20 protein-coding genes are annotated in these 26787 nt (G+C 52.3%); 10 read left to right on the top strand and 10 right to left on the bottom strand.

All coding sequences use genetic code 11. From position 1 onward, the window contains the following. Window positions 1-15: 15 nt before the first annotated feature. The 3 genes from ACQ0MK_RS09500 to ACQ0MK_RS09490 form a co-directional block, all read right to left on the bottom strand. Window positions 16-777: a DsbA family protein gene (locus tag ACQ0MK_RS09500; protein WP_430475799.1), complete on the bottom strand. Its 762-nt coding sequence runs from the start codon at window positions 775-777 to the stop codon at window positions 16-18. A 72-nt stretch (window positions 778-849) separates the two neighbouring features. Beyond that, the gene (locus ACQ0MK_RS09495; RefSeq protein WP_430475798.1) at window positions 850-1581 is read right to left on the bottom strand and encodes a hypothetical protein; all 732 of its coding nucleotides are present in this window, start codon (window positions 1579-1581) and stop codon (window positions 850-852) included. Next, window positions 1578-2939 carry a M48 family metalloprotease gene (locus tag ACQ0MK_RS09490; RefSeq protein ID WP_430475797.1) on the bottom strand — a complete coding sequence of 454 codons (1362 nt, stop codon included), beginning with the start codon at window positions 2937-2939 and terminating at the stop codon, window positions 1578-1580. Before ACQ0MK_RS09490 ends, ACQ0MK_RS09495 begins: the two co-directional genes overlap by 4 nt. Before the next feature lie 85 nt (window positions 2940-3024). Between ACQ0MK_RS09490 and ACQ0MK_RS09485 the strand changes: the two genes are divergently transcribed. After that, complete coding sequence (locus ACQ0MK_RS09485) at window positions 3025-4314, top strand: gamma-glutamyltransferase (RefSeq protein WP_430475796.1); 1290 nt, start codon at window positions 3025-3027, stop codon at window positions 4312-4314. A gap of 79 nt (window positions 4315-4393) precedes the next feature. Continuing rightward, complete coding sequence (locus ACQ0MK_RS09480; RefSeq protein ID WP_430475795.1) at window positions 4394-5545, top strand: pyridoxal phosphate-dependent aminotransferase; 1152 nt, start codon at window positions 4394-4396, stop codon at window positions 5543-5545. Window positions 5546-5623: 78 nt separating this feature from the next. Here ACQ0MK_RS09480 and ACQ0MK_RS09475 read toward each other — a convergent pair whose 3' ends face one another. Next, window positions 5624-8713 (bottom strand): Rne/Rng family ribonuclease, encoded by a 3090-nt coding sequence (locus ACQ0MK_RS09475; RefSeq protein WP_430475794.1) that lies wholly within the window; start codon window positions 8711-8713, stop codon window positions 5624-5626. Between the two features lie 725 nt (window positions 8714-9438). Between ACQ0MK_RS09475 and ACQ0MK_RS09470 the strand changes: the two genes are divergently transcribed. The 8 genes from ACQ0MK_RS09470 (at window position 9439) to ACQ0MK_RS09435 (ending at window position 19298) form a co-directional block, all read left to right on the top strand. After that, on the top strand, window positions 9439-10644 hold the full coding sequence (locus tag ACQ0MK_RS09470) for an N-acetylmuramoyl-L-alanine amidase (RefSeq protein ID WP_430475793.1): 1206 nt from the start codon (window positions 9439-9441) through the stop codon (window positions 10642-10644). Between the two features lie 301 nt (window positions 10645-10945). Continuing rightward, on the top strand, window positions 10946-13369 hold the full coding sequence (locus ACQ0MK_RS09465; protein ID WP_350043275.1) for a penicillin-binding protein 1A: 2424 nt from the start codon (window positions 10946-10948) through the stop codon (window positions 13367-13369). Window positions 13370-13540: 171 nt separating this feature from the next. Next, window positions 13541-14669 (top strand): peptide chain release factor 2 gene (prfB, locus tag ACQ0MK_RS09460; protein ID WP_350160341.1). Its coding sequence is split into 2 segments (ribosomal slippage): window positions 13541-13609 and window positions 13611-14669, totalling 1128 coding nucleotides; the frame shifts between segments, so codons are not numbered across the junction. Window positions 14670-14956: 287 nt separating this feature from the next. Continuing rightward, entirely contained in the window at window positions 14957-15211 is a 255-nt protein-coding gene (locus ACQ0MK_RS09455; protein ID WP_350047441.1) for a hypothetical protein, read from the top strand. Between the two features lie 119 nt (window positions 15212-15330). Continuing rightward, on the top strand, window positions 15331-15936 hold the full coding sequence (locus ACQ0MK_RS09450) for a nucleoside deaminase (protein WP_430475792.1): 606 nt from the start codon (window positions 15331-15333) through the stop codon (window positions 15934-15936). A 73-nt stretch (window positions 15937-16009) separates the two neighbouring features. Then, on the top strand, window positions 16010-17497 hold the full coding sequence (locus ACQ0MK_RS09445; RefSeq protein ID WP_350160337.1) for a DNA-3-methyladenine glycosylase 2 family protein: 1488 nt from the start codon (window positions 16010-16012) through the stop codon (window positions 17495-17497). Window positions 17498-17499: 2 nt separating this feature from the next. Then, the gene (locus ACQ0MK_RS09440; protein ID WP_430475791.1) at window positions 17500-18021 is read left to right on the top strand and encodes a methylated-DNA--[protein]-cysteine S-methyltransferase; all 522 of its coding nucleotides are present in this window, start codon (window positions 17500-17502) and stop codon (window positions 18019-18021) included. 66 nt (window positions 18022-18087) lie between these two features. Then, a protein-coding gene (locus tag ACQ0MK_RS09435) for an IS3 family transposase (RefSeq protein ID WP_430472884.1) occupies window positions 18088-19298 on the top strand; the annotation gives its coding sequence in 2 pieces (ribosomal slippage) (window positions 18088-18427 and window positions 18427-19298; 1212 coding nt in all). Between the two features lie 25 nt (window positions 19299-19323). On the opposite strand, the gene ACQ0MK_RS09430 is transcribed toward ACQ0MK_RS09435, so the two are convergent. The 6 genes from ACQ0MK_RS09430 to ACQ0MK_RS09405 form a co-directional block, all read right to left on the bottom strand. After that, window positions 19324-19854, bottom strand: coding sequence for a hypothetical protein (locus ACQ0MK_RS09430; RefSeq protein WP_430475790.1), 531 nt, complete (start codon window positions 19852-19854; stop codon window positions 19324-19326). 76 nt (window positions 19855-19930) lie between these two features. Continuing rightward, window positions 19931-20953: an alcohol dehydrogenase AdhP gene (adhP, locus tag ACQ0MK_RS09425; RefSeq protein ID WP_430475789.1), complete on the bottom strand. Its 1023-nt coding sequence runs from the start codon at window positions 20951-20953 to the stop codon at window positions 19931-19933. Between the two features lie 137 nt (window positions 20954-21090). Beyond that, complete coding sequence (locus ACQ0MK_RS09420) at window positions 21091-21915, bottom strand: ferritin-like domain-containing protein (RefSeq protein WP_430475788.1); 825 nt, start codon at window positions 21913-21915, stop codon at window positions 21091-21093. A 163-nt stretch (window positions 21916-22078) separates the two neighbouring features. Beyond that, window positions 22079-22849: a hypothetical protein gene (locus ACQ0MK_RS09415; protein WP_430475787.1), complete on the bottom strand. Its 771-nt coding sequence runs from the start codon at window positions 22847-22849 to the stop codon at window positions 22079-22081. 228 nt (window positions 22850-23077) lie between these two features. Continuing rightward, the gene (gene bcp / locus ACQ0MK_RS09410) at window positions 23078-23542 is read right to left on the bottom strand and encodes a thioredoxin-dependent thiol peroxidase (protein WP_430475786.1); all 465 of its coding nucleotides are present in this window, start codon (window positions 23540-23542) and stop codon (window positions 23078-23080) included. A gap of 131 nt (window positions 23543-23673) precedes the next feature. Further along, entirely contained in the window at window positions 23674-26649 is a 2976-nt protein-coding gene (locus tag ACQ0MK_RS09405) for a bifunctional [glutamine synthetase] adenylyltransferase/[glutamine synthetase]-adenylyl-L-tyrosine phosphorylase (RefSeq protein WP_430475785.1), read from the bottom strand. Window positions 26650-26787 lie beyond the last annotated feature (138 nt).

Genomic DNA, 26787 nt, shown 5'->3' with positions numbered 1-26787 from the left:
CAAACCCGTCACAAATCAGGAAGCGTCTTCGAGCCCTGAGAGAACCAAAGAATTCACGCGATCCATATCAGCACCGGAAACCATCGTTCCATTGATCAGGAAGGCCGGTGTACCGCTGATGCCAACAGAACGGGCCATTGCGGAATATTGCGCAAGCATGCCATTGATTTCGGGCGATTTCATATCTTCACGCATCTTTGCGACATCCACACCGGCACCGGTCGCAAGATCATTGATGCGTTCTTCATCAAGAAGGCCACGGTTACTCATGAAGGCTTCGTGGATTTCCATGTATTTTCCTTGCTTGGCAGCGGCAAGGGCAGCCCGGGCGGCATCAGCACTTTCTTCGCGCAGGATGGGGAATTCGACAAAGATGGTGCGCACTTTGCCGTCATGTTCTTTGGCAATTTCCATCACACCGTCAAAGGCGCTTTTGCAGTAACCACAATGGTAATCAAAAAATTCGATCACGGTGACAGGCGCGTCAACCGGGCCAATCGATGGAACAGAGCTATCTGCGACCAGTGCATCCCAAACCGGGGCGATGGATGCTGACTGCTCACGGGCTTGCTCGCTGGCCTGCCAGGCTTGAACATTTTGAATGGCGCGCAAAAGGACATCCGGATTTTTCATCAGATATTCTTCGATGACGCTTTCGACCTCGGTTTTCTGACCGGCACTCAACATTTCATCAGCTAGCGCCAAGGGTGCGCAAAACAGCATGGTTGCCGCGATTGCGCTACCACCAAGAGTGCGTTTAACGATCTGGGAGTTCATGGAGCGTCCTTTTGTCATTGAAGCTTATCACCGACGGTGAAGGTCATGGGTATGTGATACGTGATCAGAGCGCTAACGGGAAAGTAAAATATGCGTTAGATAGGTGATCCCACTCACAGAAGCTTGGTTTTCCGTGCCAGATACGATCCCAACCCATACCAGTCGAATTTCATCGCCTTTAGCATCCGGCCAATAGCGGCGATAGAGTGTTGATAAATCAAAATATTCCCGCTGCCATTCGCCGTAACGAACAGACTGCTTTCCGACAGGAATACGCACGGTTTGATCAATCGAAGGTTTTCCTGATCCCAGATCACTTTCTGACCAGTTTCCTTGGTTTTGCCGACGAAAGCCAAGGATCAGCTCTACATCACCGATTTGGGCCGTGCTGTTAAATTGCCAGTCAAAGGAAAGATAGGGCGATGCAAGGACAACCACATTCGTGCGTCGGCCAATGTCAAAATCGCCAAGCCCCGGGCGTGCGGCCAAGGCGATCCTGCCGTCTTTGTCCTGCCATGCCAACGGTGAGGGATCTGAATCGGCACTGGTGTTCTCAATCGAGGCTGCTGGACCCGCTTGTTGGCTGACATACCAATAACGTGGCGGTGTTTTGAGCGAGAAGGGAGCATATAAAAGTTTTAAATCCCCGCCAACATCAACTCCGGCACCGGGAAGCGAACACCCGGCAAGCTGCAAGGTGCAGAAGGTCAACAGAACCAAACGCCAGTTCAAACCCGGTCGGTGTGGTGTGGTTTTACTTTTGAAAGAAACCTGTTTCACACCACGCCACAGCGAAGGGATCACTGCGGTTCGTCCTTGTCCTTACCCGGAATGCCGTCCGGATTGGTCGCCTGCAGAATGTCTTGGGAACGCAGCCAGGCCGCGGTACCTTTTTCAAGTTTTCGATCAGCCTGCACTGCGTGGTAACTCGCAGCCTGTCTGTCGCCGGTCAAAAGACTGTATTCGGCCTGTGACAAGGATGCTTCACCCTCGTTGCCCAAACGGTTTTCAACAATGGCGCGGAAACGCCATGCAGATGCATTACCCCGTTCACGTGAAAGAACGCCGAGCAAATTCTTTTTCGCAGGTTCAAGATACTCGTCTTTTCCCGTTTCAATCATGGCATGGGCCAGAAGAAGACGGATAAGGGGCGCACCATTTGCAAGCTCGGTTGATTTTTCCAGCGGCGCAATTGCATCATTGGCCCGACCAAATTCAAGCAATACCTGCCCTTTAAGTTCTTCGAAAAATGGATTGGCCGGTTCTTCGGCGATCAGGGATTCGATAATCTCAAGTGCCGGATCAAGTTCGGAATTCTGATAATAGGCGATTGCGCGGGCATAGCGCGCAGCGATGCTGGTGTCGCTTTCAGGATAGGTCCGCAGTGTGTTTCGCAGTTGGTTTGTAAACGCATAAAGTTTGGCCCGCATACGTGCGTGACGTTCATAAAGCTCCGGGCTGACTTTGGTGTCCTTCAACGGCGAATTGGCAACATAGTTTTGCAAAAATTCGACACGTTCGGTTGTCAGTGGGTGACTGCGCATATACGGGTCCTGACTTGCTGTGCTGAGTAATTCCTGACCTTCAAGGGTTTTCATAAATTCCAGAACACCCCGCGATGAAATGCCCGCTTCGGTCAAGTATTTTACGCCCGCCTGATCAGCACTGCTTTCCTGTGTCCGCGAATAGGCAAGGAAATTACGGGTTGCGATGTTTTGACCACCCAAAATTGCCGCAGTCCCGACATCAGATCGCCCGGCGGCAACCCCGGCGGCAACCCCGGCAATCGTCGAAAGAATGGAAATTGCCGACGCATTGCGCAGTTGATCATGGATGCGCGAAAGGTGCCCGCCGGTAATGTGACCGGTTTCGTGGGCCATCACGCCAATAACCTGTTCTGGAGTCTCTGCTTTTAACAAGAGCCCCGTATTGATAAAAAGCTTTTGGCCGCCGGCAACAAATGCGTTCAAGCTGTTGTCAGAAACGATATAAACGGACACACCATTCGGATCGAGTTCCGCCGCCTTGAAGATTGGCGTGGCATAAAGTCGAAGAGTGTCTTCGATCTCGGTATCGCGGATAAAAGAACGACCCTGCGCGAAAACCGTGCTAGGCAGGACGACAAGGAAAATGGCAGTGAGAGTAATAATGCGTCTGAGCAAAATGTGCGTTCCATATTTTCGTTCGACTGATGTCGGTTCAATGCCGACGCGTAAGCCATCATGGCGGATCGCGTGTGCAATCGCAATGACTGCCGGACTTGCTGCCTGCAGTAGTACTAATACAGAGAATCTTGGTCAAATAGGGGCGGTTACCGGTTATTTCGGTGGCGTTGTCGGCGATGAACCCCGTTCTGTGCGGATTGCCCGCGATGTTTTGTCGGCTGGCGGCACGGCGGCGGATGCGGCTGTATCGCTTTATGCCACGATGACAGTCACCAAACCGTCTGTTGCCGGAATTGGCGGTGGCGGTGTTTGCATGGTGCATGACCGGGCATCAAAAAAGGTCGAGGTTCTTGATTTCTGGCCACGTCCGGGCACTTCGACCCGTGCCGGTCAAACACCAACAACCATTCCAACTGTGCCACGTGGCCTTTATGCGTTAAGCGCGCGCTATGGGCGTCTGGAATGGCGGTCGCTTCTGAGTGCGGCTGAACAATATGCCCGTTTGGGGGTTCCGGTATCGCGGTCACTGGTAAATGATATCGAAGCCAACCGTGCACGTATTGAAGCAAGCCCGGCTTTGCGCAAAACCTTTATGCCAGATGGCAAGATGCTTCAGGTCGGCGACCGTATTCGGTCGGTCAATCTGGCAGCCCTTTTGACGTCTTTGCGGGTCAAAGGACCGGGAGATTTCTATAGTGGTGCGCTTGGCGCTGATATTGCCAATGCGGTGACACAGGCCGGCGGGACACTTACCGCTGATGACATGCGGACCTATCGTCCGGAATGGAAGACCGCGACCGAGGTTAAAGTCGGCAATGAAACACTTTACCTTGCCTATCCGCCGCGTTCGGCATCCGGTGCGTCCGTAATCACACAGGGCGATGAACTGGCCGATATCCTGAACCGTTATCTGGCCGATATCACATCGGGGGATCATGCCGGACAGGCGCTTTCGGGGCGGAGTGGTTTTGTGATTATCGACCGTGCGGCAAATGCTGTTGCCTGTGTGACAACGATGAACACACCGTTTGGTGCCGGGCTTGGTGCGGATGCATTTGGTCTTAACCTTGCCGCCGGGGACGCGGCACAGGCCGCGACCCCGTTGATTGGGCCGGCATTGATGGTGAACCCGTTTGTTTGGGAATATTATTACGGTATTGCCGGAACCGGGACACCGGCCGGGGCCACCAAACAGATTGCCACCATGGCAGAAGATTTGATCGGTACCGGGGTGGCATCGGGGATTGCGCTTAATTCCCAAGGTGCGTCATCGGTGAACATCATCCGCTGCCTTGAAGGTACGCCACCCCATCCAGAAAGCTGTCAGTTTATTGCTGATCCGGCTGGTGGCGGTATGGCTGGCGTTCGATAATAGATCGACGAAACGAACGGGGCAGGGCGTTATTGGTCCTGCCCTGTTTTTTAGTTAAACAAAATTCAGGACCTCACAGATGGCTTTGAAACAATCCCTTCGCGGTGCGATTTCGCCTTTTATTGTCATGGACGTGATGCGTGCTGCCAATGCACGTGAGAATGAAGGCAAAGCCGTTTATCACCTTGAAGTCGGCCAACCGGGAACGCCCGCACCGCGCAAGGTTCGAGAAGCCGCCGCCAAGGCGCTTGAAACCGACTTGATCGGCTATACCAATGCCATGGGCATTGATCCGCTGCGTGAAGCCATTGCAGGGCACTATAAAACCAAGTTCGGTGTGTCTGTGGACCCGAGCCGGGTTTGTGTCGCCAGTGGGTCATCTTCGATCTTTGTGCTGGCATTTCTTGCGGCCTTTGATGCCGGGGATCGTGTCGCGATGGCTGCACCTGGATATCCGGCCTATCACAACATTCTAAGTGCCCTTGGCATTGATACGGTCAATTTGCCAGCCGGTCCTGAAACCCATTATCAACCGACCGTTCAGATGCTGCGTGATCTTGATGAGCCGGTTGATGGTTTGATCGTTGCCAGCCCGTCAAACCCGGCGGGTAGCATGATTGACGTTGAAACCTACCGCGAACTGGCAACCTATTGCCGCGACAACGGCATTCGCCTGATCAGTGACGAGATTTATCAGGGTATTTCGTTTGGCGACGTTGCCGAATGTACCGCCCTTGAATTCGGTGATGAGGCCATCATTATCAATAGTTTTTCGAAATATTTTTCCATGACGGGCTGGCGTCTGGGCTGGGCGGTGGTGCCGCCGGATCTGATGCGGGCGGTGGAATGTTTGCAGCAGAACCTGTTTATCTCGGCCCCGGCATTGTCACAGATCGCAGCCGTAGCCGCTTTTGACTGCGAAGATGAACTTCAGGCCAATATTTCTGCCTATGCCCGTAATCGCGAAATCCTGCTTGATGGACTACCCAAGGCAGGATTTACCAAGTTCGCCCCGGCGGATGGTGCGTTTTATCTTTATGCCGATGTTCGCGAACTGACCAAGGACAGCGAAGCGTTTTGTCGTCAGATGCTGGATGAAACCGGTGTTGCCACCACACCGGGCACGGATTTCGACAGAATGCGCGGCAAGGGATATGTAAGATTTTCCTTTGCGCACAGCGAAGCAACCATGATCGGTGCGGTCAAAGCGCTTCAGAACTGGAAGCGCTGATCTGAACTGTGGGATTGGTACGAAAAAGGGCTGCCCGATTAACCGGGCAGCCCTTTTTATTTGGTTTAGATGTTGGTCTTAACGACCAAGGCTCCACCAACCGCGTTTCTTCGGTTCCTGTTTCTCGTCCTTTTTCGGTTCTGCAGCAGGTGCAGCTTCCGGGGCAGGCGTAGGAGCAGGTGTCGGTGCTTCAGCTTTAACCGGTTCAGCAGGCTTTGGCGCAGCAGGTTTTTCTACTGGTGCTTCGGCCTTTGGTGCCGGTGCAGTTTCCTGCGGGGCTTTGGCGGGTGCCGTTGACGCACTGGTTGCGCTTACTTCAGCCGGTGCGCTTGCCGGTGCAGGCGCGCTGGTTTCAGATTTGCTGTCAACAGCAGCTTCCGGTGCCGGGCCGGACTGGATCGGAATGTTTTTCACATCCCCACGATCCGTGCTGCCGTCCTTATTGGCTTGACGTGCATTACGATCGCGGCGGTTGCGACGGTTGTCATTGCGATCACGGCGCGGACGGGCCGGGGCCGGGGCTGTCGTACTACGGCTGCGGCCGATACGAACGCCTTCCTGATCGAAACTGTCGGCATCCTGACCTTCGCTGTCGGCATCAACAGATACGTCTTCTGCTGAACCGTCCGGTGCTTCGTGATCACGGTTGCGGCGTGCAGCCGTCAGGGCCGGATCATCGTTTGGCGAACGGGTGCGATTGGTTTCGAAATCCGGGCGACGTGAACGGCGGCGACCACCACGCTTGCCGCGACGGCGGCGCTTGCGCTGGCTTTCTTCGTCATCGTCATCCGGGTTTTCTTCGTCCGAACCATCAGCATCTTCGGCATCATTGGGTGATGCTTCCTGCTGTTGTTCGGTGCGTTCTTCCCGGTCGTCATTACGGCCACGACGGCGACGGCGACGGCGGCGTTTGCCACCCTGTTTTTCGTCATCACCGGTTACCGTGGTTGCGACTTCTTCTTCGTCTTCTTCTTCGTCTTCATCCGCATCAACCGGATTTTCAATCGCAGTCAGCGATACACTGTCGGTGTTGAGAACAGCCGAAGGCGTTTCGTCAAGCTCGTCACCTTTTTTCGCGCGGGAGCGTTCAATGCGGTGATCTGGCGAAATCAGGCTGTCATCGCCAAAGATCATGACCGTAAAGCCATAACGTTGTTCGATTTCGGCCAGCGTTTCACGCTTGCGGTTCAGAATATAAAGCGCAACTTCACTTGCAACATGGACGGTCAGTGCACCGGAACGGCGGCGCATGCCTTCTTCTTCAAGAACACGCAGAAGATGAAGAGCAGCACTTTCGATCGAACGCACAAGGCCAACACCACGGCAATGCGCGCAAACTTCAAACGCGCTTTCCACCAGCGACGGACGCAGGCGTTGGCGCGACATCTCCAGCAGACCAAACGGGCTGATGCGACCAATCTGCAGACGGGCACGGTCATTGCGCATTGCTTCTTTAAGCTTGCGTTCAACCGATGCCTGATTGCGGTGATCTTCCATGTCGATAAAGTCGACAACGATCAGACCGGCAAGGTCACGCAGACGAAGCTGGCGGGCCAGTTCTTCGGCGGCTTCAAGGTTGGTCTTGTAAGCGGTTTCTTCGATGTTGCGTTCACGGGTCGAACGGCCGGAGTTAACGTCAATCGCGACCAATGCTTCGGTCGGGTTGATGACGATATAACCACCGGATTTAAGTTGTACGGTCGGGTTAAGCATCGCATCAAGCTGACTTTCCACCTGGAAACGGTGGAACAGCGGAACGCCCTGATCTTTATAAGGCTGTACGCGCTTTGCATGCGAAGGCATCAACATTTTCATGAAGTCTTTGGCAATCCGGTAACCTTCGTCACCTTCGACCAGGACTTCATCAACATCACGCGCATAAAGATCGCGGATGGAACGTTTGATTAAATCGGCTTCTTCATAAATCAGGCACGGTGCCTGACTCTGAAGCGTGGTTTCGCGGATACGATCCCATAGGCGCATCAGGTAATCGAAATCGCGTTTGATTTCGGCTTTGGTGCGTTCGGACCCTGCGGTACGAACGATCACTGCCATGCCGTCCGGAATTTCCAGATCGGCCAAAATCGATTTCAGACGTTTGCGATCCTGGGCATTGGTAATCTTGCGCGAGATACCACCACCACGCGGGGTGTTTGGCATCAGAACGCAATAGCGACCAGCCAGCGACAGGAAGGTCGAAAGGGCAGCACCCTTGTTCCCGCGCTCTTCTTTAACGACCTGAACCAGAATGATCTGGCGGCGTTTGATCACTTCCTGAATTTTATAGCGTTTCTGAAGCTGACGGCTGTGTGTTTCGACAAACTCGTCGGAATCATCGCCGCCAAAATCTTCAATGTCTTCTTTGGCAACAGGACTTACATCGTCTTCTTTGGCAACAGGACTTACATCCGATTCGGCTTCCGAAGAGGTTGCCGTGTCGTCGTCGTCATCTGCATTCACATCGACGCTCAGTTCAGCAACTTCTGCCGACATTGCGGCATTGCCGCCGGTCGGTGTGTCATCGCCGTTCGAACCGCTGTCGGCATCGTTACCTGAAGCCGGGGCTTCGGTTGCGGATGCGTCTGCTGCAGATGTTTCTGTTTCGTCGGATTTTTTGCGACGGTTGCGCGTGCGGCGGCGGCGCGGTTTGGAATCTTCTTCATCGGAAGTTCCGCTTGCGTCGGTTGTCGCATCGGTTGCCGGGGCGTCTGCAGATGCAGCACCTTCGGTCGCAACAGTCTCACCGTCGTTGGTTTCGACGGTTTCGTCCTTGTCCTTTGCGCGCGGTTTGCGGCGGGAACGTGAACGGGTGGGTTTCTTTTCTTTTTTCTGATTGTCGTCGCCACCGTCGATATTATCTTCGACGATTTCGGCGTCTTTTACCTTGTTATGCCCCTGCGTCAGGGCTTCGCGGTCAGCAACCGGGATTTGGTAATAATCAGAATGAATTTCGCTAAAGGCGAGGAAACCGTGACGGTTTCCACCATAATCAACAAAAGCCGCCTGCAGAGATGGTTCTACCCGCGTCACTTTCGCGAGATAGATGTTTCCCTTTATTTGTTTTTTCGTCGAAGTCTCGACGTCGTATTCTTCTAGGCGATTTCCGTTAATAACGACGACACGGCTTTCTTCCGCGTGCGTCGCATCGATAAGCATGCGTTTGACCATTCGGAACCTGTTCCTGGAGGCCCCGCCAGTTCTATGCTACGCGCATTATTGCGCTGGTATGCAAACAAACCGGCGTGACCGGAGGCGCCGTCCATAAAGATCGCGATATGTCCTGATTGTATATGGTTCATCGCGTGGCGGCTGCTCTTCCGGTTCGGACCTGGTTTTGGTGTTGAAACAAAATAGCTTGCGTAATTTTCGAGCGCGCCAAGACAGCCTTTTTCAGGAGGGCTCTATCGGGAGCGGGAATTGCCGCGTCACCGAGACACCGACCTAGAGAACTGTACTAGTCGCGTCCTCAGCCTGGTGGCGTTTTGTGTACTTACCACAAAGCATAGGAATCTCGGGTGCAACATATCCGGTTTATTCTCCTGCGACAAACAGTTTTGTTACACCGGATGACGACTTTCTGACGTGACCGGATAAAAACGCGAAGGTTTCTGCGCGATTTCACCTTTGGCGATCAATTTTGGGCAAATCTATGAAAAAGCAAAGTTTTTCCCCTGTCGGGCGATCGTGAATTGATCGTGACGCGGCAAAGGTTGCGACTGTTAAGTTCTTTGTTTGGTCAATTGCCCGTTAACCAACGCATTGCTATAAGCGGGTATCACATCCTTTGGCAAGGTATATAGGCGCAAACACGACACATGAATTCACCGCATGCAAAACCACATTCCATTGTGCGAAATGTAACATTGTCTCGGCGCTTTCAAACGCTGTTTAAAATGGCAGCGTTATTGTTTTTGCTGCTGTTTTCAGCCCAGTTGGTTGCGTCAAACGCCCATGCACAAGCCGCCAAAGTTCTTGGCGCGCGTCTTGGCGTTTATCCCGATTACACACGGTTTGTGATCGATCTTGATCGGGATGTTGAATTTACATATTTCCTGCTGCCCGATCCGTATCGCATTATCATTGATATGCCTGAAATCGACTGGAGCGCCCCTCCGGGCAAGGTGACATCCGGTGGTGGCCTGATTTCGGGCTTGCGCTATGGCCTGTTTAAACCTGGCACTTTCCGTGTTGTCCTGGATGTTGCCGAACCGTCGCTGGTTTCAAAAATCTTCTCATTGCCATCATCGGACGGGAAGCCCAATCGATTGGTCGTGGATTTGAAGTCATCATCCCGCGATGCGTTTCTCAATGCGTCGCGCGAAAGCATGGTGGCGTATTCTGCACGCAGTCGAAATGACACCAGTGTGACCGAACAAAGCGTTGATGTCGCTGTGACGTCGGGACGCGGCGGGGATGAGAAACCCCTGATCGCCATTGATGCGGGGCATGGCGGGGTCGATCCCGGTGCCATCGGGGTTGGCAATGTCTATGAAAAAGACCTGACATTGGCGGCTGCCCGCCAACTTGCCGATACATTGACGGCGACCGGGCGCTATCGCGTGATCTTGACACGCGACAAGGACGTTTTCCTGAAATTGCGGCAGCGCGTTGAAATTGCGCGTAAAAATGACGCTGATTTGTTTATTTCACTGCATGCCGATTCAATCGGTAACCCGAAACATCGCGGTGGATCGGTTTATACCCTGTCTGAAAACGCGTCAGATAAAGAAGCCGCAGCACTGGCATCGAAAGAAAATAAATCAGACGTGATTGCCGGCATTGATCTTTCAGATGAAAATTCATTGGTTCAAAGCATTCTGATTGATCTTGCCCAACGCGAAACCATGAACCTGTCGGCGACTTTGGCGGCTAACATGGTTAGCCAGTTGGCACAAAGCATCGAATTACAACGCAGAACCCATCGCTTTGCCGGGTTTGCCGTGCTTAAGGCGCCCGATATTCCATCAGCCCTGTTTGAAATGGGATATTTGTCAAACGCAACCGATGCCAAGCTTTTGCAAAGCCCGGCACATCGCAAAAAGATCGCCGAGGCAGTCTTGCGTGCGATTGATATCTACTTCGAGAAACACAAATTCTAATATGAAGGTGTGCTAAGAAGGTGTCTGCGCGGTGTGACATACGCAGCGACGGCGATCATTTGATATCACGCAAAACAGATAGCGGTTTGGTGTGATGTTGAAACAAAAAAGCCTCCTGCATGCGTGCTATCACAACCTTGTCACTTTTTTGCCGCTATACTAGGGCTAAGTGCGAGGGTGCGGTCATATCTGACCGGATATCTGCTGGGACATTGCATTTCTGATGGTTGTGCATGAAGATGCGCGGTTCTTGGGGTAAGTCCCTGACATCAGGCCAACAAAACGAAAAAGACCTGCTTACATGCGAATTTTACTAAGTATTTTTGGCTTTCTGTTTCTGATGGGGATTGCTGGCGGCGCCGGTGTTATCGCTATTTTCTGGCATTTTGGGCAGGATCTGCCCGATTACACCCAGCTTGAAAATTACGAGCCAGAGGTCATGACACGCGTTCATGCGTCTGATGGGGCGTTGATTGCTGAATATGCGCGTGAAAAACGGGTGTTCGTTCCCTATACCGCCATCCCGCATAAGGTGGTGGATGCTTTTGTTGCCGCCGAAGATAAAAACTTCTTCTCCCATCCGGGGATTGATTTTGCTTCGGTTCTGCGCGCGGCTGTAACCAACGTTGTCAATTTGGGGACGGGGCGTCGTCCGGTTGGTGCATCAACCATCACCCAGCAGGTCGCCAAAAACTTCCTTCTGACCAACGAAGTTTCCTATGAGCGCAAGATCAAGGAAGCGATCCTGTCCTTCCGTATTGAACGCGCCTTTTCCAAGGAACATATCCTTGAGCTGTATCTGAACGAGATTTATCTCGGCAGTGGCAGTTATGGCGTTGCCGCAGCTGCCTTGCGCTATTTCGACAAATCGCTTGATGAGCTGAATGTCGAAGAGGCCGCATATCTTGCTGCCCTGCCAAAGGCACCATCGAATTATCATCCGGTCCGCAACCATGACGAAGCCAAATCACGCCGGAACTGGGTGATTGGCCGGATGCTTGAAGAAAAATACATCACCGAAGCCGAAGCACAAACAGCTTGGTCGGCCCCGCTTGAAGGCAAATCACGCCAATCTGTTGATACCTATCAGGCTGATTTCTTTGCTGAAGAAGTCCGCCGTCAGTTGGTCGACCGTTACGGCGAAGGTATGCTTTATGACGGCGGACTTTCCGTGCGTGCGACCGTTGATCCCCATATGCAGACAGTTGCCGACAAGGCCCTGTTTGATGGATTGGTCGAGTATGACCGCCGCCATGGCTGGCGCGGACCGATCACGACGATTGAGCTTGACGGAAACTGGCAGCAGGCCTTGCGCGAAATCGAAACGCCAAGTGACGTTCCGTGGGAACGTGCAGTTGTCATGTCAACTGATGCGAATGAAGCCAAACTTGGCCTTCTGTCGGGTGAGGAGGGCCGAATTCCCCTGCGCTTCCTGACTTGGGCGCGTCCGTGGCAAAAGGGACAGACATTGGGGGCGGTTGTTGGTCGGCCGTCTGATGTGATCAAAGCGGGCGATGTTATTTACGTTAAACATTTTGCCGAACTTGATGGTGAAAAGCTTCCGCCAAATACCTATGGTTTACGCCAAATCCCCAATGTGAACGGGGCCTTGGTTGCAATGGATCCGCATACGGGACGTGTTTTGGCAATGGCGGGCGGTTTCTCGCATGCTTTGTCGAAATTCAACCGGGCAACACAGGCCCGTCGTCAGCCGGGATCGGCATTCAAGCCGTTTGTTTATCTAGCGGCCCTGGATGAAGGATTTACCCCGTCAACCTTGGTTCTTGATGCACCATTCGTGATCGATCAGGGGCCGGGACTTGGCAAATGGAAACCGGGCAACTATAGCGGTCAGTTCTATGGTCCTTCGACCATGCGCCTTGGGATTGAAAAGTCGCGAAACCTGATGACCGTGCGTTTGGCGCAGACCATTGGTATGCCCGTCGTTGCCGACTATGCAGAACGTTTTGGCATTGTTGATGAGTTGCCAGAAGTTCTGTCAATGTCACTTGGTGCGGCTGAAACGACCGTCATGCGGTTAACAGCGGCCTATGCCGAACTGGTGAATGGCGGCAAGAAAATCACCCCGACCCTGATTGACCGTATTCAGGACCGTCGTGGCAACGTGATTTACCGTCGCGATGAACGTGAATGCGCACAATGTCAGGATGTGACTTTCCGCAATCAGATGCCGCCGGACCTTCCCGATACCCGTGAACAACTGACCGATCCGTCCAGCGCGTTTCAGATGGTTCATATCCTTGAAGGTGTGATTGAACGCGGGACCGGCCGTAGCATTGCCGAACTTGGTTATCCGTTGGCGGGCAAAACCGGCACAACCAATGATTCGCGGGATGCATGGTTTGCCGGGTTTTCGCCGGATTTGGCGGTTGGTGTTTATGTTGGCTTTGATGATAACCGATCCCTTGGTGACAAGGAACAAGGTGCCAGTGCCGCAGCCCCGATCTGGAAAGAGTTCATGCGTGGTGCGCTTGAAGGAACCAAGGCCATTCCGTTCCGGACTCCTCCGGGTATTCGGATGGTTCGGGTTGAATCCAGAACAGGTCTTCCGGCCCGTCCGGGGGATCAGGGTGTCATTTGGGAAGCCTTCAAACCCGGTACTATTCCGGCATCAAATGAGAATGTCATTGATGGCGGCTATAGCGGCGGCGGAAGTGCAGAAAACAGCGGTGGCGCTGTTTCAGGACCGGGTGGAATTTACTGATCTTGTTAAAGACCCACCGATAAAAGCGATCTCAAACCCGGCGCAGAAATTGCGCCGGGTTTTTGCAATGTTGCAGGGGTTTCAACTGCGGCAAAAGCTGTTATAAGCGGCGCCGAGGTTGCCACTACACCATGTGGCCAAACGAATTTCAGATGAATAACGGAGACGTCAATGCGCGCTGAAGCACAGGCATTGGTCGATGAAATCAAGCAGTCGATGGCACTGCTGAGGAGGCATCTTTGACTGGGATAACGCACTTAGACGCCTTGACGAACTGAACGCACTGGCCGAAGACCCGACCCTTTGGGACAATGCCGCCAATGCGCAGAAAGTCATGCGTGAACGTACCCAGCTTGATGATGCGATTAATGGCTATAAAAAGCTCGCTCAAGAGCTTGATGACAATATCGAACTGATCGAACTTGGCGAAGCCGAGGGCGACGACGATACGGTCAAGGAAGCCGAAGACGGGTTGCGAAGCATCCAGGCGATTGCAGCGCAGCGTGAACTCGAAAGCCTGCTTTCTGGTGAAGCAGACGCCAATGATGCTTATCTTGAAATCCATGCTGGTGCCGGTGGTACCGAAGCACAGGATTGGGCAAGCATGATGGCACGCATGTATTATCGTTGGGCAGAGTCCAAGAAATACAAGCTTGAAATGCTTGAAGAAAGCAATGGCGAGGAAGCCGGTATCAAATCGGTGACCTATAAAGTCTCGGGCCATAATGCTTATGGCTGGCTTAAGAACGAAGTCGGTGTGCATCGTCTGGTGCGTATTTCGCCCTATGACAGTTCTGCCCGTCGCCATACCAGCTTCTCATCCGTCTGGGTCTATCCGGTGATTGATGACGATATCAATATCGAAATCCTTGATAAGGATCTTCGTGTTGATACCTACCGGGCATCGGGTGCCGGTGGTCAGCACGTTAACCGTACCGATTCTGCGGTACGTATGACCCATATTCCGACCGGGATTGTTGCCCAGTGTCAGAACGACCGATCACAGCATAAAAACCGCGAAACGGCGATGAAGATGCTCAAAGCGCGTTTGTATGAGGCCGAGCTGAAAAAACGCGAAGCCGAAGCACAGGCAGTTGAAGACAACAAAACCGATATCGGTTGGGGCCATCAGATCAGATCGTATGTCTTGCAGCCTTATCAAATGATCAAGGATCTGCGGACCGGAACGGAAACGTCCGACACGCAGGGCGTTCTGAATGGTGATCTGGATGCCTTTATGGCGGCGGCTTTGGCGGCAAAGGTCACCGGATCGGCTGGCGAGATCGAAGATATCGATTGATCAGACGTCGGTTCTGATCCTAACCATTTGAAATTTAAAACACCCCGTTAATTTTGGGCGGGGTGTTTTGCTTTTGGAATACTGTTCGCAGGTAAATTGAAGGTGCTGAAACCCGCAGAAAAATGCGGGATGCCTAAAAAATTTCCGTTTCTGTCACACAATTGACGAATAGTTTTGCCATGGTGCCTTTAAGCTATGCCTACCAAGCAATAACAAATTACCAATTCATCGCTGGTTACTGGTAGGAAGAGTGCCGAGCAAACGTCTAATGTCAGGTGAAGTCCCAAATGGCCCAACACTCTCTTGGTCCGGTCGCAATAGGCGACCAGTTCAAACTTGCTACTCCGAACGGTCCGATTTTCGAGGTTACAAAAATCCGTCAGATGTCACCTGTTGATCATGCCTTGATCACAAAGGTTCGGGATGCCAAATCCGAAAGGTTGATTGCGGTTACGACTTTGCTGGACCGAGATTTCTATTTACCTGTCGCGCCGGAGCATCGCCAGCTTCCCGACAATGACGGGATTATACGCGGTATCTGATTGTAAAGGCATTCGATAGGCTGTTTCGCAGCATGCTTTACGAGAAATGAGTTGGCATGGCGGCTCCGTCACGGTGAAATAGCGACATCGCACACTTACCTTCATCAGGGGCCGCCAATATGTCAGAAGCAACTGCTAACCAGAAACTATTGGGCAAATTGTTCTCCGTTTTAGAAGACGATATTTTGCCCAAAACACGGGCTGGGGTTAAAGGTGGCAATAAGCTGTTTGGTGCCGCGATCTTGCGCAAGTCTGATCATTCGCTGGTGATTGCAGAAACCAATAACGAAACCGAAAATCCCCTGTGGCACGGCGAAGTGCATTGCTTAAAGCGGTTTTATGAAATTCCTGCTGATCAGCGCCCAGCAACGTCGGAATTGATTTTCCTGTCGACGCATGAGCCATGCTCGATGTGTCTGTCGGCGATCACCTGGGCCGGGTTTGATAATTTCTATTATTTCTTTTCCTATGAAGATTCGCGCGATGCCTTTGCCATACCCCATGATCTGAAAATCATGGGCGAGGTCTTCACCCTCAAGGACGGCGAATACAACAAATCCAACGCATTCTGGGATAGCCATTCCATGATGGCGATGGTTGGCGAGTTGCCAGAAGGCAATCAGTCGGCATTCCGGGACCGTGCGCGTGCAATATCAGATGAATATGACCGTCTGTCTGATCTGTATCAGGATGGAAAATCTGGCAATGACATTCCGCTGAACTAGGGCAGAAGCCCGCTTTGACGTCTGAGTCCGAATCTGGCGAGTTTTATTTAATCGTTCTGCTAAACTGCCGGACATGGAACAGCTTAATAACGACATATGCTATCAGGCCCTGAAAACCCGGGACCGTCGATTTGACGGGCGGTTTTATACTGCGGTTTTGACCACCGGGATTTTTTGTCGTCCGATATGCCCGGCCGTCACGCCCAAACGCGTGAATGTCGAATTTTATCCCAGCGCAGAATCTGCCATCGCCCACGGGTTTCGCCCGTGCCTGCGATGCCGCCCCGAAGCCGCACCGGGCAGTCCGGCAAGTGCAGGGGTTCATGCAACTGTTGCCCGTGCTGTGCGTTTGATTGATGAAGGCGCTCTTGAAGGTGGCTCCATTGCTGATCTGGCGGATCGGCTTGGGGTGGGCGACCGTCACCTGCGCCGGATATTCAAGGAACATACAGGTGTAACGCCGCAAGAACATGCCAAGGCACGGCGGTTGTTGCGCGCACGTCAGTTGATTGTCGATAGCAACCTGACCATGACAGAAATCGCCGATATCGCAGGGTTTGGCAGTTTACGGCGGTTCAATGATGCGATGAAACTTGCCTATGATCAGGCCCCGACGGCCTTCCGTCGGGGGATTAAACCCAAGATACAAAAGTCATCCAAACCCGATGACCCATTTGCCCCGCGCAACGATGATCTGATTTTACGTCTGCGCGCGCGTCAGCCGTTTGATGCCGAGTACCTTTTGGCATTCTTCCGGGCACGCGCCATTCCGGGGTTGGAGACCGTGCGCGACCGCATCTATGCCCGTGGTTTTCGGATCGGGGGCGGGGTTGGTCTGATGATATGTCATTTCAGTCCGGATCAAAGTGGGGTGGATGTGATCTTGCGCGGTCCTGCCCGTGAAGCTGTGCTTGAGATCGGTGGGCGGGTGCGTCGCCTGTTTGATCTGGACGCGGATGTTCCATCGATCACCGCACAGTTTGCCGATGATATCCTTCTGTCGCCCTTGGTTGAAAAACGCCCCGGCCTTCGTGTGCCGGGATGTTGGGACCGGTTTGAACTGGCAATGCGTGCTGTTCTTGGGCAACAGGTATCGGTTGCTGCGGCCCGAACATTGGCCGGACGGATTGTCGCAAAATTTGGCGAGGCCTTACCAAATGATCTGGTCTCAGAAACCGGCGTTACACACCTGTTTCCAGAACCCGAACGATTGGTGGGACAGGAATTGATGCCCATTGGCCTGACGACACGCCGGGCGCAGACATTAAGCGATGTGATTAACCTGTTTGCTCAGCCTGATTGCGATCAGAAAGCTGGTGAAGATCTGATTTCGGCCATGACCGCGATCAAGGGAATTGGGCCGTGGACGCTTAATTACTTTGGTCTGCGCGGGCTTGGCGACCCGGATGCCTTTCCTGCGGCTGATTTGGGCATCCTCAAGGCATCTGCCATGGGCGGCGGCCCGGATAAGGCCAAGGCACTTGATGATCACTCGGAACGTTGGCGACCATGGCGGGCTTATGCCGCGCAATATCTTTGGTCCGCCCTTGAAGGAGAATGATGATGACCCTGAAAATCAACGTTGTGCGCCATGCAAGTCCGATTGGGAAACTGTCACTTGCCACGATTGATCGAAAACTGGTGCATCTTGATTTCGAAGATAATGACGACCGCCTGAAAAACATTCAGACGCGACGTTTTAAAAAACTTGAATGGATGGAAGGGGGAGAAGTCCCAAAACCCATCACTGCGTGGCTTGATGGCTATTTCGCAGGTGACGTTATGTCACTTCCGATGATGGATATTAATATGATCGGAACCGATTTTCAGAAATCGGTTTGGGATGCATTGATCAAGATCCCCAATGGTAAAAGCGTTTCCTACGCCGGACTTGCCAATGATCTTGGTAATCCAAAGGCCGTGCGGGCGGTCGCACGCGCCAATGCACTTAACCCGGTTTCAATCATCGTACCGTGTCACCGTGTGATTGGATCAAACGGGACATTGACGGGGTATGCCGGTGGGCTTGAGCGCAAGAAATGGCTGCTTGATCACGAAGCAGCGATGCGGATAAAGGCAGCATAGTGCTTGCCGTCCTAATTCAAGTGAATGTCTCGTCCTGAAATACGTTGTCACCTATAGGAGATGACAATGTCGATGTCAGGCATAGAGCGCCGTAAGCGCACACAACGTGATTACAATATGGGCTTTAAGCTGGCTGTTGTAGAACAGGTCGAAAAGGGCGAAATGACCTACAAGCAGGCACAGATGCGGTATGGCATACAGGGCCGTAGTACTGTCCTGAAGTGGTTGCGCAAACATGGTAAGCTTGACTGGTCGACAACGAGGCACAAAGCCATGTCCCCATTGAAAGAAACGCCTGAACAGAAGATCAAGCGCCTTGAAAGGGAGCTTGAAGACGAACGGATCCGCGTCATGGTGATGGATGGCATGATCACCATCATGGATGAGGAATATGGAGCGGGTCTGCGAAAAAAGTACTTATCCGAACTGCGAGAACATTACAGGCGCAAGGGCAAGTCAGTCTGAGCCGGACCTGTCGATGTTTTGGTCTTTCAAGGCAGTCGGTTTACCAGTTGTTGCAACGCCGTTGCCGACGACAGGAACAGCTCGCACCACTTTATGATTGCGTCATGCGCTTGCGCCAGCATATGCCCCGGATTGGCGCACGTAAACTCTATCATTTGCTGCAGGATGACTTGCGTCGTCTTGGCATCAAGATGGGGCGTGACCGTTTGTTTGACTGGCTCAGAGAGCATCGTCTTCTGGTACAGCCACGAAAGAATTACACCAAAACCACCCACAGCAAACACTGGATGAGAAAGCATCCGAACCTGTTGGCAGGGCACAAGCCAAGCCGCCCTGAGCAAGTGTTTGTCAGCGACATCACCTATATCGAGAGTGATGAAGGTGTGCATTATCTGTCACTGGTGACAGACGCCTTCTCGCGCAAGATCATGGGGCATGTGCTGAGCCACAGCATGGCCGCTTCTGAGGTTGTCGGAGCCTTGAAGCAAGCAATCAAAAACCGGATCACCAAAGAGCCGCTGATCCACCATTCTGATCGGGGGCTCCAATATTGTTCAGGCTGTTATCAGGAGGTGTTGAGAAAACATCAAATTACACCGTCAATGACCGATGGCTATGATTGTTATCAGAATGCCTTGGCCGAGCGCATGAACGGTATTCTCAAACAGGAGTTCCTCTTACACCGGTGCAAAACTTTCGAGGATCTCCGTAAACTGGTCAAAGAGGCCGTTGATACTTACAATACCATCCGACCGCACATCTCTCTGGAAATGCAAACTCCAGAAAATGTGCATCAAAAAGCCAGCGGATGATCATCCGCTGGCTCAAGTAAAACCGTCAACGTATTTTAGGACGGCACAGAAAAACTTCTTGTTCAGCATAATTCTTGATGTGTTCGAGTACATCAGGTCCACCGATATGTTCATATTGGAAACGTTCGCCATTTCGGTTGGTCAGGTCAATTTCAATGCCACCAAAAGCATATTTTCGCTGAAAGCGCGTATTTCTAATTTCCCAAGTTGGCTGCGCGATGTCGTGAGCGAAGGCATTTCTTATTTGGTAGATTGCATGCACGCAAGCATCTGCATCGGTTGCAATGTCCTGCGGCAGTCTTAAACCTTGTTCTTCTCGCGCTCTATTGAGTGTTATTGCAGCTGCGCCGAAAGCAATTACGAGGTTATTCTCAAGGGCAACGATCAATTGGTCATCGCTGTCAAATATTTTTTGGGGAAGCACGAAAACCATATTCCCCTCTTGAAACGTTAGGTCTATGTCCAGTTCTTCTCGATTAATCTTTCCAGATAGCCCGTAGTTGTAAAGTTTCCAAGCAAAGGACAAGTTAGAGAAAGCGGTCGGAAGATACTGCATTGCGGTCTCCAAAGAACAAAGTGAGCACAATATTAGTTTGTGCTCACTTGGTGTTCCTTGTCTATGATTCTCGAAATCAGATCGACATCACAATACGACCGTCGATTTTGCCGTCGCGCATACGATCAAAGATCGAATTGATGTTTTCCATCGGTTCGGTCGTGTAATGCGAATGCACTTTGCCGTCGCCTGCAAATTCCAGTGATTCCTGCAAATCAGCACGGGTTCCAACAATGGATCCACGGATGGTTTTGCCACACAGAACCGTGTCAAAAATATCAAGTTCAAACGTTCCGGGTGGCAGGCCGACCAGTGACATGGTGCCACCACGGCCTAGCATGCCAACACCCTGTTTGAACGCCGCATTTGAAACTGCGGTGACCAGAACCCCGTTGGCACCGCCCATCTGTTTTTGGACTTCGGATACCACATCGGTTTCTTTGGCATTAAGCGTCCAGTCGGCACCAAGATTTTTTGCTAGATCAAGTTTTTCTTGTGCGATGTCAACAGCGATAACTTTCATGCCCATGGCCTTGGCATATTGAACAGCCATATGGCCCAGCCCGCCAATGCCGGAAATCACCACAGTTTCACCGGGTTTGCATTCGGTTTCTTTCAGGCCCTTATAAACCGTTACCCCGGCGCACAGAACAGGTGCCGCATTGCCAAATTCAAGCGCTTTGGGCAGGTGGCCGACATAGTTCGGGTCCGCCAGAACATATTCGGCAAAGCCACCATTAACCGAATAGCCGGTATTTATTTGTTCACCGCAAAGGGTTTCCCAACCGGTGATGCAATGATGACAGTGGCCGCATGCGGAATGTAACCATGGCACGCCAACACGATCGCCGACCTTGACCGATTTCACGCCTTCGCCAACTTCGGCAACAAAGCCGACACCTTCATGACCGGGAATAAAAGGTGGATTGGGTTTTACCGGCCAGTCGCCTTCGGCGGCATGAAGGTCCGTGTGACAAACGCCGGATGCCTCAATCTTGACAAGGATTTTACCCGGCGTGACTTTTGGCACGGTGACTTCTTCGATCGACAAAGGTTTGCCGAATTCCCGCACCAAAGCGGCTTTCATAGTGGCAGGCATGATCTGACCTCCTGAAGGAAGAACTAAGGCCCGCTTGGCTGGGGGCCTATCGAATTCACCTAAACAGGATAAGGAGATTTCAAGTTGAAAGCCTTGCTCTGAATCAATCTTAGGTCAGGGATTGCTCATTTTTGACCCTAGCTGTCAAAACCGACGTCTGGAAGCTCAAGCACATAGTCCTGATAATAATCCGGCGGCATTCCGGCTTCATAGCGCGCTTCATCATTGAAGGGCGGCTTTAGCGACCCGCGGAAATGCATGCGCAGCATATCATGCCATGTGGTGTAGTAGGGCAGTTCGCGCTGATCACAGATATATTCGTAATATTTACGACCGGCTGCGACATGGGCGATTTCATCATGGGCGATGATTTTTAGAATACGCGCACTTTCGGTATCGCCGTGTGACAAAAGCCGTTCAATGGTTGGCGGGGTGGCATCAAGGCCGCGGGCCTCAAACACCATTGGGACGACGGCAAGGCGCGGCAAAATGTCATATGCCGTATCCATCGACGTTTGCCACAAACCATCATGGGCAGGCAGATCCCCATAAGCGGCCCCCATTTCACCCAAGCGCTTATTGATCATTTTGAAATGACGGGCTTCGTCATCGGCAACTTGAACCCATGCGTCGTGGAAATGGCGCGGCATGTTTGCTTCGGGAAAGCGCACACATAAATCCCACGCCAGATCGATGGCGTTTAATTCGATATGAGCCAATGCATGCAAAAGCCCGATCCGCCCCTGAACGCTGCCTTTTTTGCGTTTTGGCATTTTGTTGGGGGCGAGAAGTTCCGGCTTTTCCGGACGCCCGGGACGGTCAGGCATATCGGTTGCGCCGACTTCCGTGATCTCGCCATTGCGCCAAAGTGCCGCCATTTCAGCCGTGACGTCGGCCTTTTCGGTGGCATCGGCGGTCAGAAGGGCGCGTTTGGCGGCTTCGGCGAGGGTGAGTCTGGTCATGATCGTCCGGCTGTGGTTGGGGTGCGAATGTAAGTGTCAACACGTTGTTGGCTTTGTCTGACATCTGCTTGGCATCGGGTCAATGGGCAAAGAAAAAGGCGGCCTTGCAATGATCTGCAATGCCGCCCTTTAGGACATTTGCTTGGTCAACGATATGGCGCGATTAGGTGATGTTGAAACGGGCCAATGCTTCTGCCAGATCTTCGCCAAATGCGTTGCCTTTGCGAATGATCGCGGTCCGGCATGGCAAGTCTTGCAGGGACGGATGGTTTGGCGCATCTGATGTCAAAACGGCGGTTGGAATGCCACGTGTCTTTGGCATGGCTTGCAATGCATTTGCCAAATCAACACCGCCCAATTCATCGATGGTTTTAGCAACAATGATGAAATCCGGGCGGGTACGTACCGCAAGTTCAATCGCCTCAAACGAGGTTTGCGTGACCGAACTTCTATAACCGCACGCGGCCAATTCACGTTCAAGAATGGTTGCCAAGGAGCGTTGCGGGATCACTAGCAATGCTTCGACATTGGCTTTTTTTAACCAGTTTGGATCAATGTCCGGTGCGCGTTTGGATGGTAGTTCACGGACGAACTCCGCGGTGTCTGTGCCACCGGCTGTCATGTCGCCACTCAAAAGGCTCTGAATTTTATCGACAAATGCCTGAATGTCGTCAATCGAACCTTCGTTCAGTTCCTTGCAGGTGGTGACATAATCGGCCAGTCGGTGGCTGGTCAGATTGATCAGCGGGGCGGCAACCGATTTTCCCTTATAGCGCAGATTGAAAACTTCGCGCTGGATCGCGGTCAAATGGGCCGGGTCGCTTTTGCCGCGTGCATTTTGCAGATGGACGTCAATTGAATTGATGATGTCATTTGCTTCGTCACGAAAGTCTGCAAGCATCTGATCGTCGAGATCGATAACATTCTTGTTCATTGGATTATCCGCTTTGCCGGCGTGCCGGTGTGTTTTCTCCCAATAGGTGGAAAACGGTTCCACCTAATACTCCCATATCCGGATTTTTATCCTGAGAAACAAGGTAAGGCAACACAATCAATCAGCGGGTGCGTGGCCAGAAAACTGATTTGAAAGGGTTTTCAAGGCACAAAAAAACAAGGCCCGGCAGGAGAATGCCGGGCCTTGTTCGGATAAAAGGGCAGGGTTTTAAAGTGCGCGGACAGCTTCAAGGACTTCGGCAACGTGGCCTTTGACCTTAACTTTGTGCCAGGCTTTCTGGATCACGCCGTTGCCGTCAATGACAAAGGTGCAGCGTTCAATCCCCATGAATTTCCGGCCATACATGCTTTTTTCTTTCCACACACCATAATCTTCGCAGGTGGTGCCATTCTCATCAGATGCGAGAATGAAATTCAGGTCATGTTTGGCCTTAAACTTGTCATGGCGCGCAGCACTGTCTTTTGAAATGCCGATAATCTGGGCGTCAACCGCGCTGAAATCTGGTTCTGCATCCCGGAATTCACAAGATTCGGTCGTGCAGCCAGGTGTCATGTCCTTGGGATAGAAATAGATCACCACCGGTTTGCCCGCCAGATCAGAAAGTTTCACATTACCATCACCATCGGTTGGCAGTTCGAAATCCGGGGCCTTGTCACCTACATCAAGCGTCATGTTCTATCCTTTGTTCGTTCGTTTTGATTTACTACCTAATCCATTGCCGATCCCGACAGAGGCCAAGGGTGCCTGCTCATGAAGATACAAACCCTTATAGGGATGGCAAGGGTGGGTGGATCATTTCGGGTTTATTGTGTTTCTTCTGGTGGCGTAACTTTTTGCGCCGGTTCGGCAATCTCCCGATCGTAGATTTCCTTAATCCGGGTTGCCGTGGTTTCTATCTTGTCCTGTAAACTTGCGAAATCGTCACATTTCCCGGCACTGGCCAACATTTTCTGCAAATCGGTACTCGCACTTTCCGGGGAAAACGGCCCTTCTGTCGTTAGGCGCAGCATGGCCTGCAATGCCAACCAGAACGACCCGGCATTGCCAAGAAACTCGGCTTCTTCGTTATCCAATATTCCTTTGGTGCCAAGGTTCTTAAAAACCTCGCGGGTGGTTGGCGACAGGATATCTGGATGCTTATGGGCGTGGCGCAGTTGCAGATATTGCGCAATGAACTCCAGATCAACCAATCCACCCCGGCGCATTTTGATGGCCCATGGGTGGTTGTCGCCTTTGCCGGCATCCATGCGATTGCGCATATCAAAAACTTCGCGAACCAACTGGTTCGGATCGCGTTCCTTGCACAAAATGGCATTGGTTGTTGCTATTACTTTTTCGCACAAGGCTGTGGGGCCATACACCGGACGTATCCGGGTTAGTGCCATATGCTCCCACGTCCATGCGTCGTTATTCTGGTAGGCTTCAAAACTTTTGAAATGGGTTGCCAGTGGGCCTTTTGCTCCGCTGGGGCGCAGGCGAAGGTCGGTTTCAAACAAAATACCCTCGGCCGTCGGGGCCGACAGAGCATTGATGTAACGCTGACTTAACCGAATGAAATAGTGACCGGGTGACAGCGGTCTTTGACCATCGGATTCATCTGCATGTTCTGCAACATCATAGATGAACACCATATCAAGATCAGACCCGGGGGAAAGTTCCTGACCGCCATGTTTGCCAAGGGCAAAGACAGCCAAACCGCCATCTTCGAACGTGCCATGTTTGTCTGCGAAATCTTCGGCAATGCGCGGGAACAGGGCCCGAATGGCAACGTCCGCGACATCGGCCAAGGCCCGACCAGCCTGATGAGGGGTATGGCGGTTCTGGATGGTTTGAACATCAATCTGGAATTTTTGGTCATTGGCCCAGCGCCGCGCGGTATCCAGCCAATCTTCAACCATGTCTTCACGGGCAAGGCGTGCATCCAGATCAGCCATCATGGCATCGGCATCGGGCAATTCTTCGTGGAACCCTGACATCAAAACAAAATCAAGAACGGCGGCGTTTCGCCCGATATATTTCGCCATTCGTGGGGCGGTACCGGCAATCTGGGCAAGCAGTTCAAGAAGTTCAGGGTGGGCCGTGAAAAGTGAGAAAACCTGAACCCCGGCCGGAAGACCTTTTAGAAACTCGTCAAAGGCACGAAACGCCATATCCGGGTTGGTGGTTTTACCCAATGCATCCAAAAGGGTCGGCATCAATTCGGTCAGGATTTCGCGCGCACGGCGTGAACGTGTGGCGCGGTAGCGGCCATGATGCCATCCCCGTACCGTAACCGAGACGTTTTCAGCATTCACAAACCCCATTTCACGCAAGTTCGCCAATGTGTCCGGGTCATCTTCGGTGCCGGTGAAGACAAGATTGCCTGCGCGTCCGGTAAGCGGGGTGTCATCTTCGAACAATTCGGCATAGTTGTTTTCGACATGGCGCAGATGAAGCAACAAATCGGCCTTGAACCCGTCCAGAGCGTCATAGCCAAGGAATGTCGCAAGGGCAGTCAGGCCTTCATTCGTATCTGGCAGGGTCTGGGTTTGTTGATCATTGATCATTTGCAAACGGTGTTCGACGGTGCGCAAAAATTCATAGGCGTGCAGCATTTCGTCGCGCACTTTTTCAGAAACCTGTCCGAAATCGGTCAAACCGCGCAATGTATCGCAGGTTGCCTTATCGCGAAGGGCAACTTCGCGACCACCCCAGATAAGCTGCTGCGTCTGGGCAAAAAACTCGATCTCGCGAATGCCGCCGCGGCCCAGTTTGATATTGTGGCCGGGAATGTGGATCTTACTGCCGCCCTTATGGGCATTGATCTGGCGTTTGATCGAATGAATGTCTTGAATGGCCAGAAAATCAAGATGTTTGCGCCAGACAAAAGGCCGCAGGATTTCTAAAAACTGATCGCCTGCAATCCGGTCACCACCAACGATGCGGGCCTTGATCATGGCCGCACGTTCCCAGTTTTGGCCAACAGTTTCGTAATATGTTTCCGCGGCCAGCATTGACAAAATGGGCGGCGTGGAGGATGGGTCTGGGCGCAGGCGCAAGTCTGTCCTGAACACATATCCATCACCTGTGCGTTCTTCCATAACGCGGGTGATGTCGCGCACCATACGGACCAGATCCTGTTGAATGCGGTCCGGATCAAGATAGGTGACGACTTCCTGATCATAAAGGAAGATCAGATCAATATCGGATGAATAGTTCAGCTCACCCGCACCCAGTTTGCCCATGCCAATCGAAAATATGCCAGATCCTTCCAACGGGTTTTCCGGATTGGGTAAGTCACATTTGCGAAGACGTGCCATGGCCGAAAGGCAATGGGCCATGGTGAAATCAAGGGTGAGTTCGGCGGTTTCACTGATGGCGGAGGTGATTTTATCAAGCGACCAAGCAAGGCAGATATCAGCAATCGCAATGACCAGTGCAGCCCGACGTTTTGCCCGACGCACGGTGGTCATGGTGGTTGGTTGATCAAGGTTGCGGGCATCGGCACTGATGCGAACCGGGTTCAGGGCATTGGCAAATGCCTGATCAAGGCCGTTATCAAACACATCACAGACCACATCAGGATCGCGAAGACAGAGATTGGTCAGATAGGGGCTGTTGCCAAAAAGAGCTTCCAGGACGGATTTGCTTTGGGCATTGGACGCAATATCGCCAATTTTCGATGCAATGCTTTCAAATGCCGGGCGGTCGCCCAAGGCATGCCAACGTTCCAGCGCATTTACAACATGTTCAAGAACATGCGGTTGGGGCAGTCCTTGCGAAATCCAGGAAAGAGACACTTTTTGCGTTCCTTGTATTGCGAAAAGGTAACGAACCGGGCTATGCACAGATCTGTACCTGATTGCATAATCTCTGTCAGGAGTTTGATGTCCTGATCAACAGAGTGACGTGTAACTGTTTAGCGTTTCTGTGATCAG

Source organism: Thalassospira lucentensis (assembly GCF_050516545.1).
GTDB lineage: Bacteria > Pseudomonadota > Alphaproteobacteria > Rhodospirillales > Thalassospiraceae > Thalassospira > Thalassospira lucentensis_C.
This window is presented reverse-complemented; position numbering and strand designations above follow the sequence as displayed.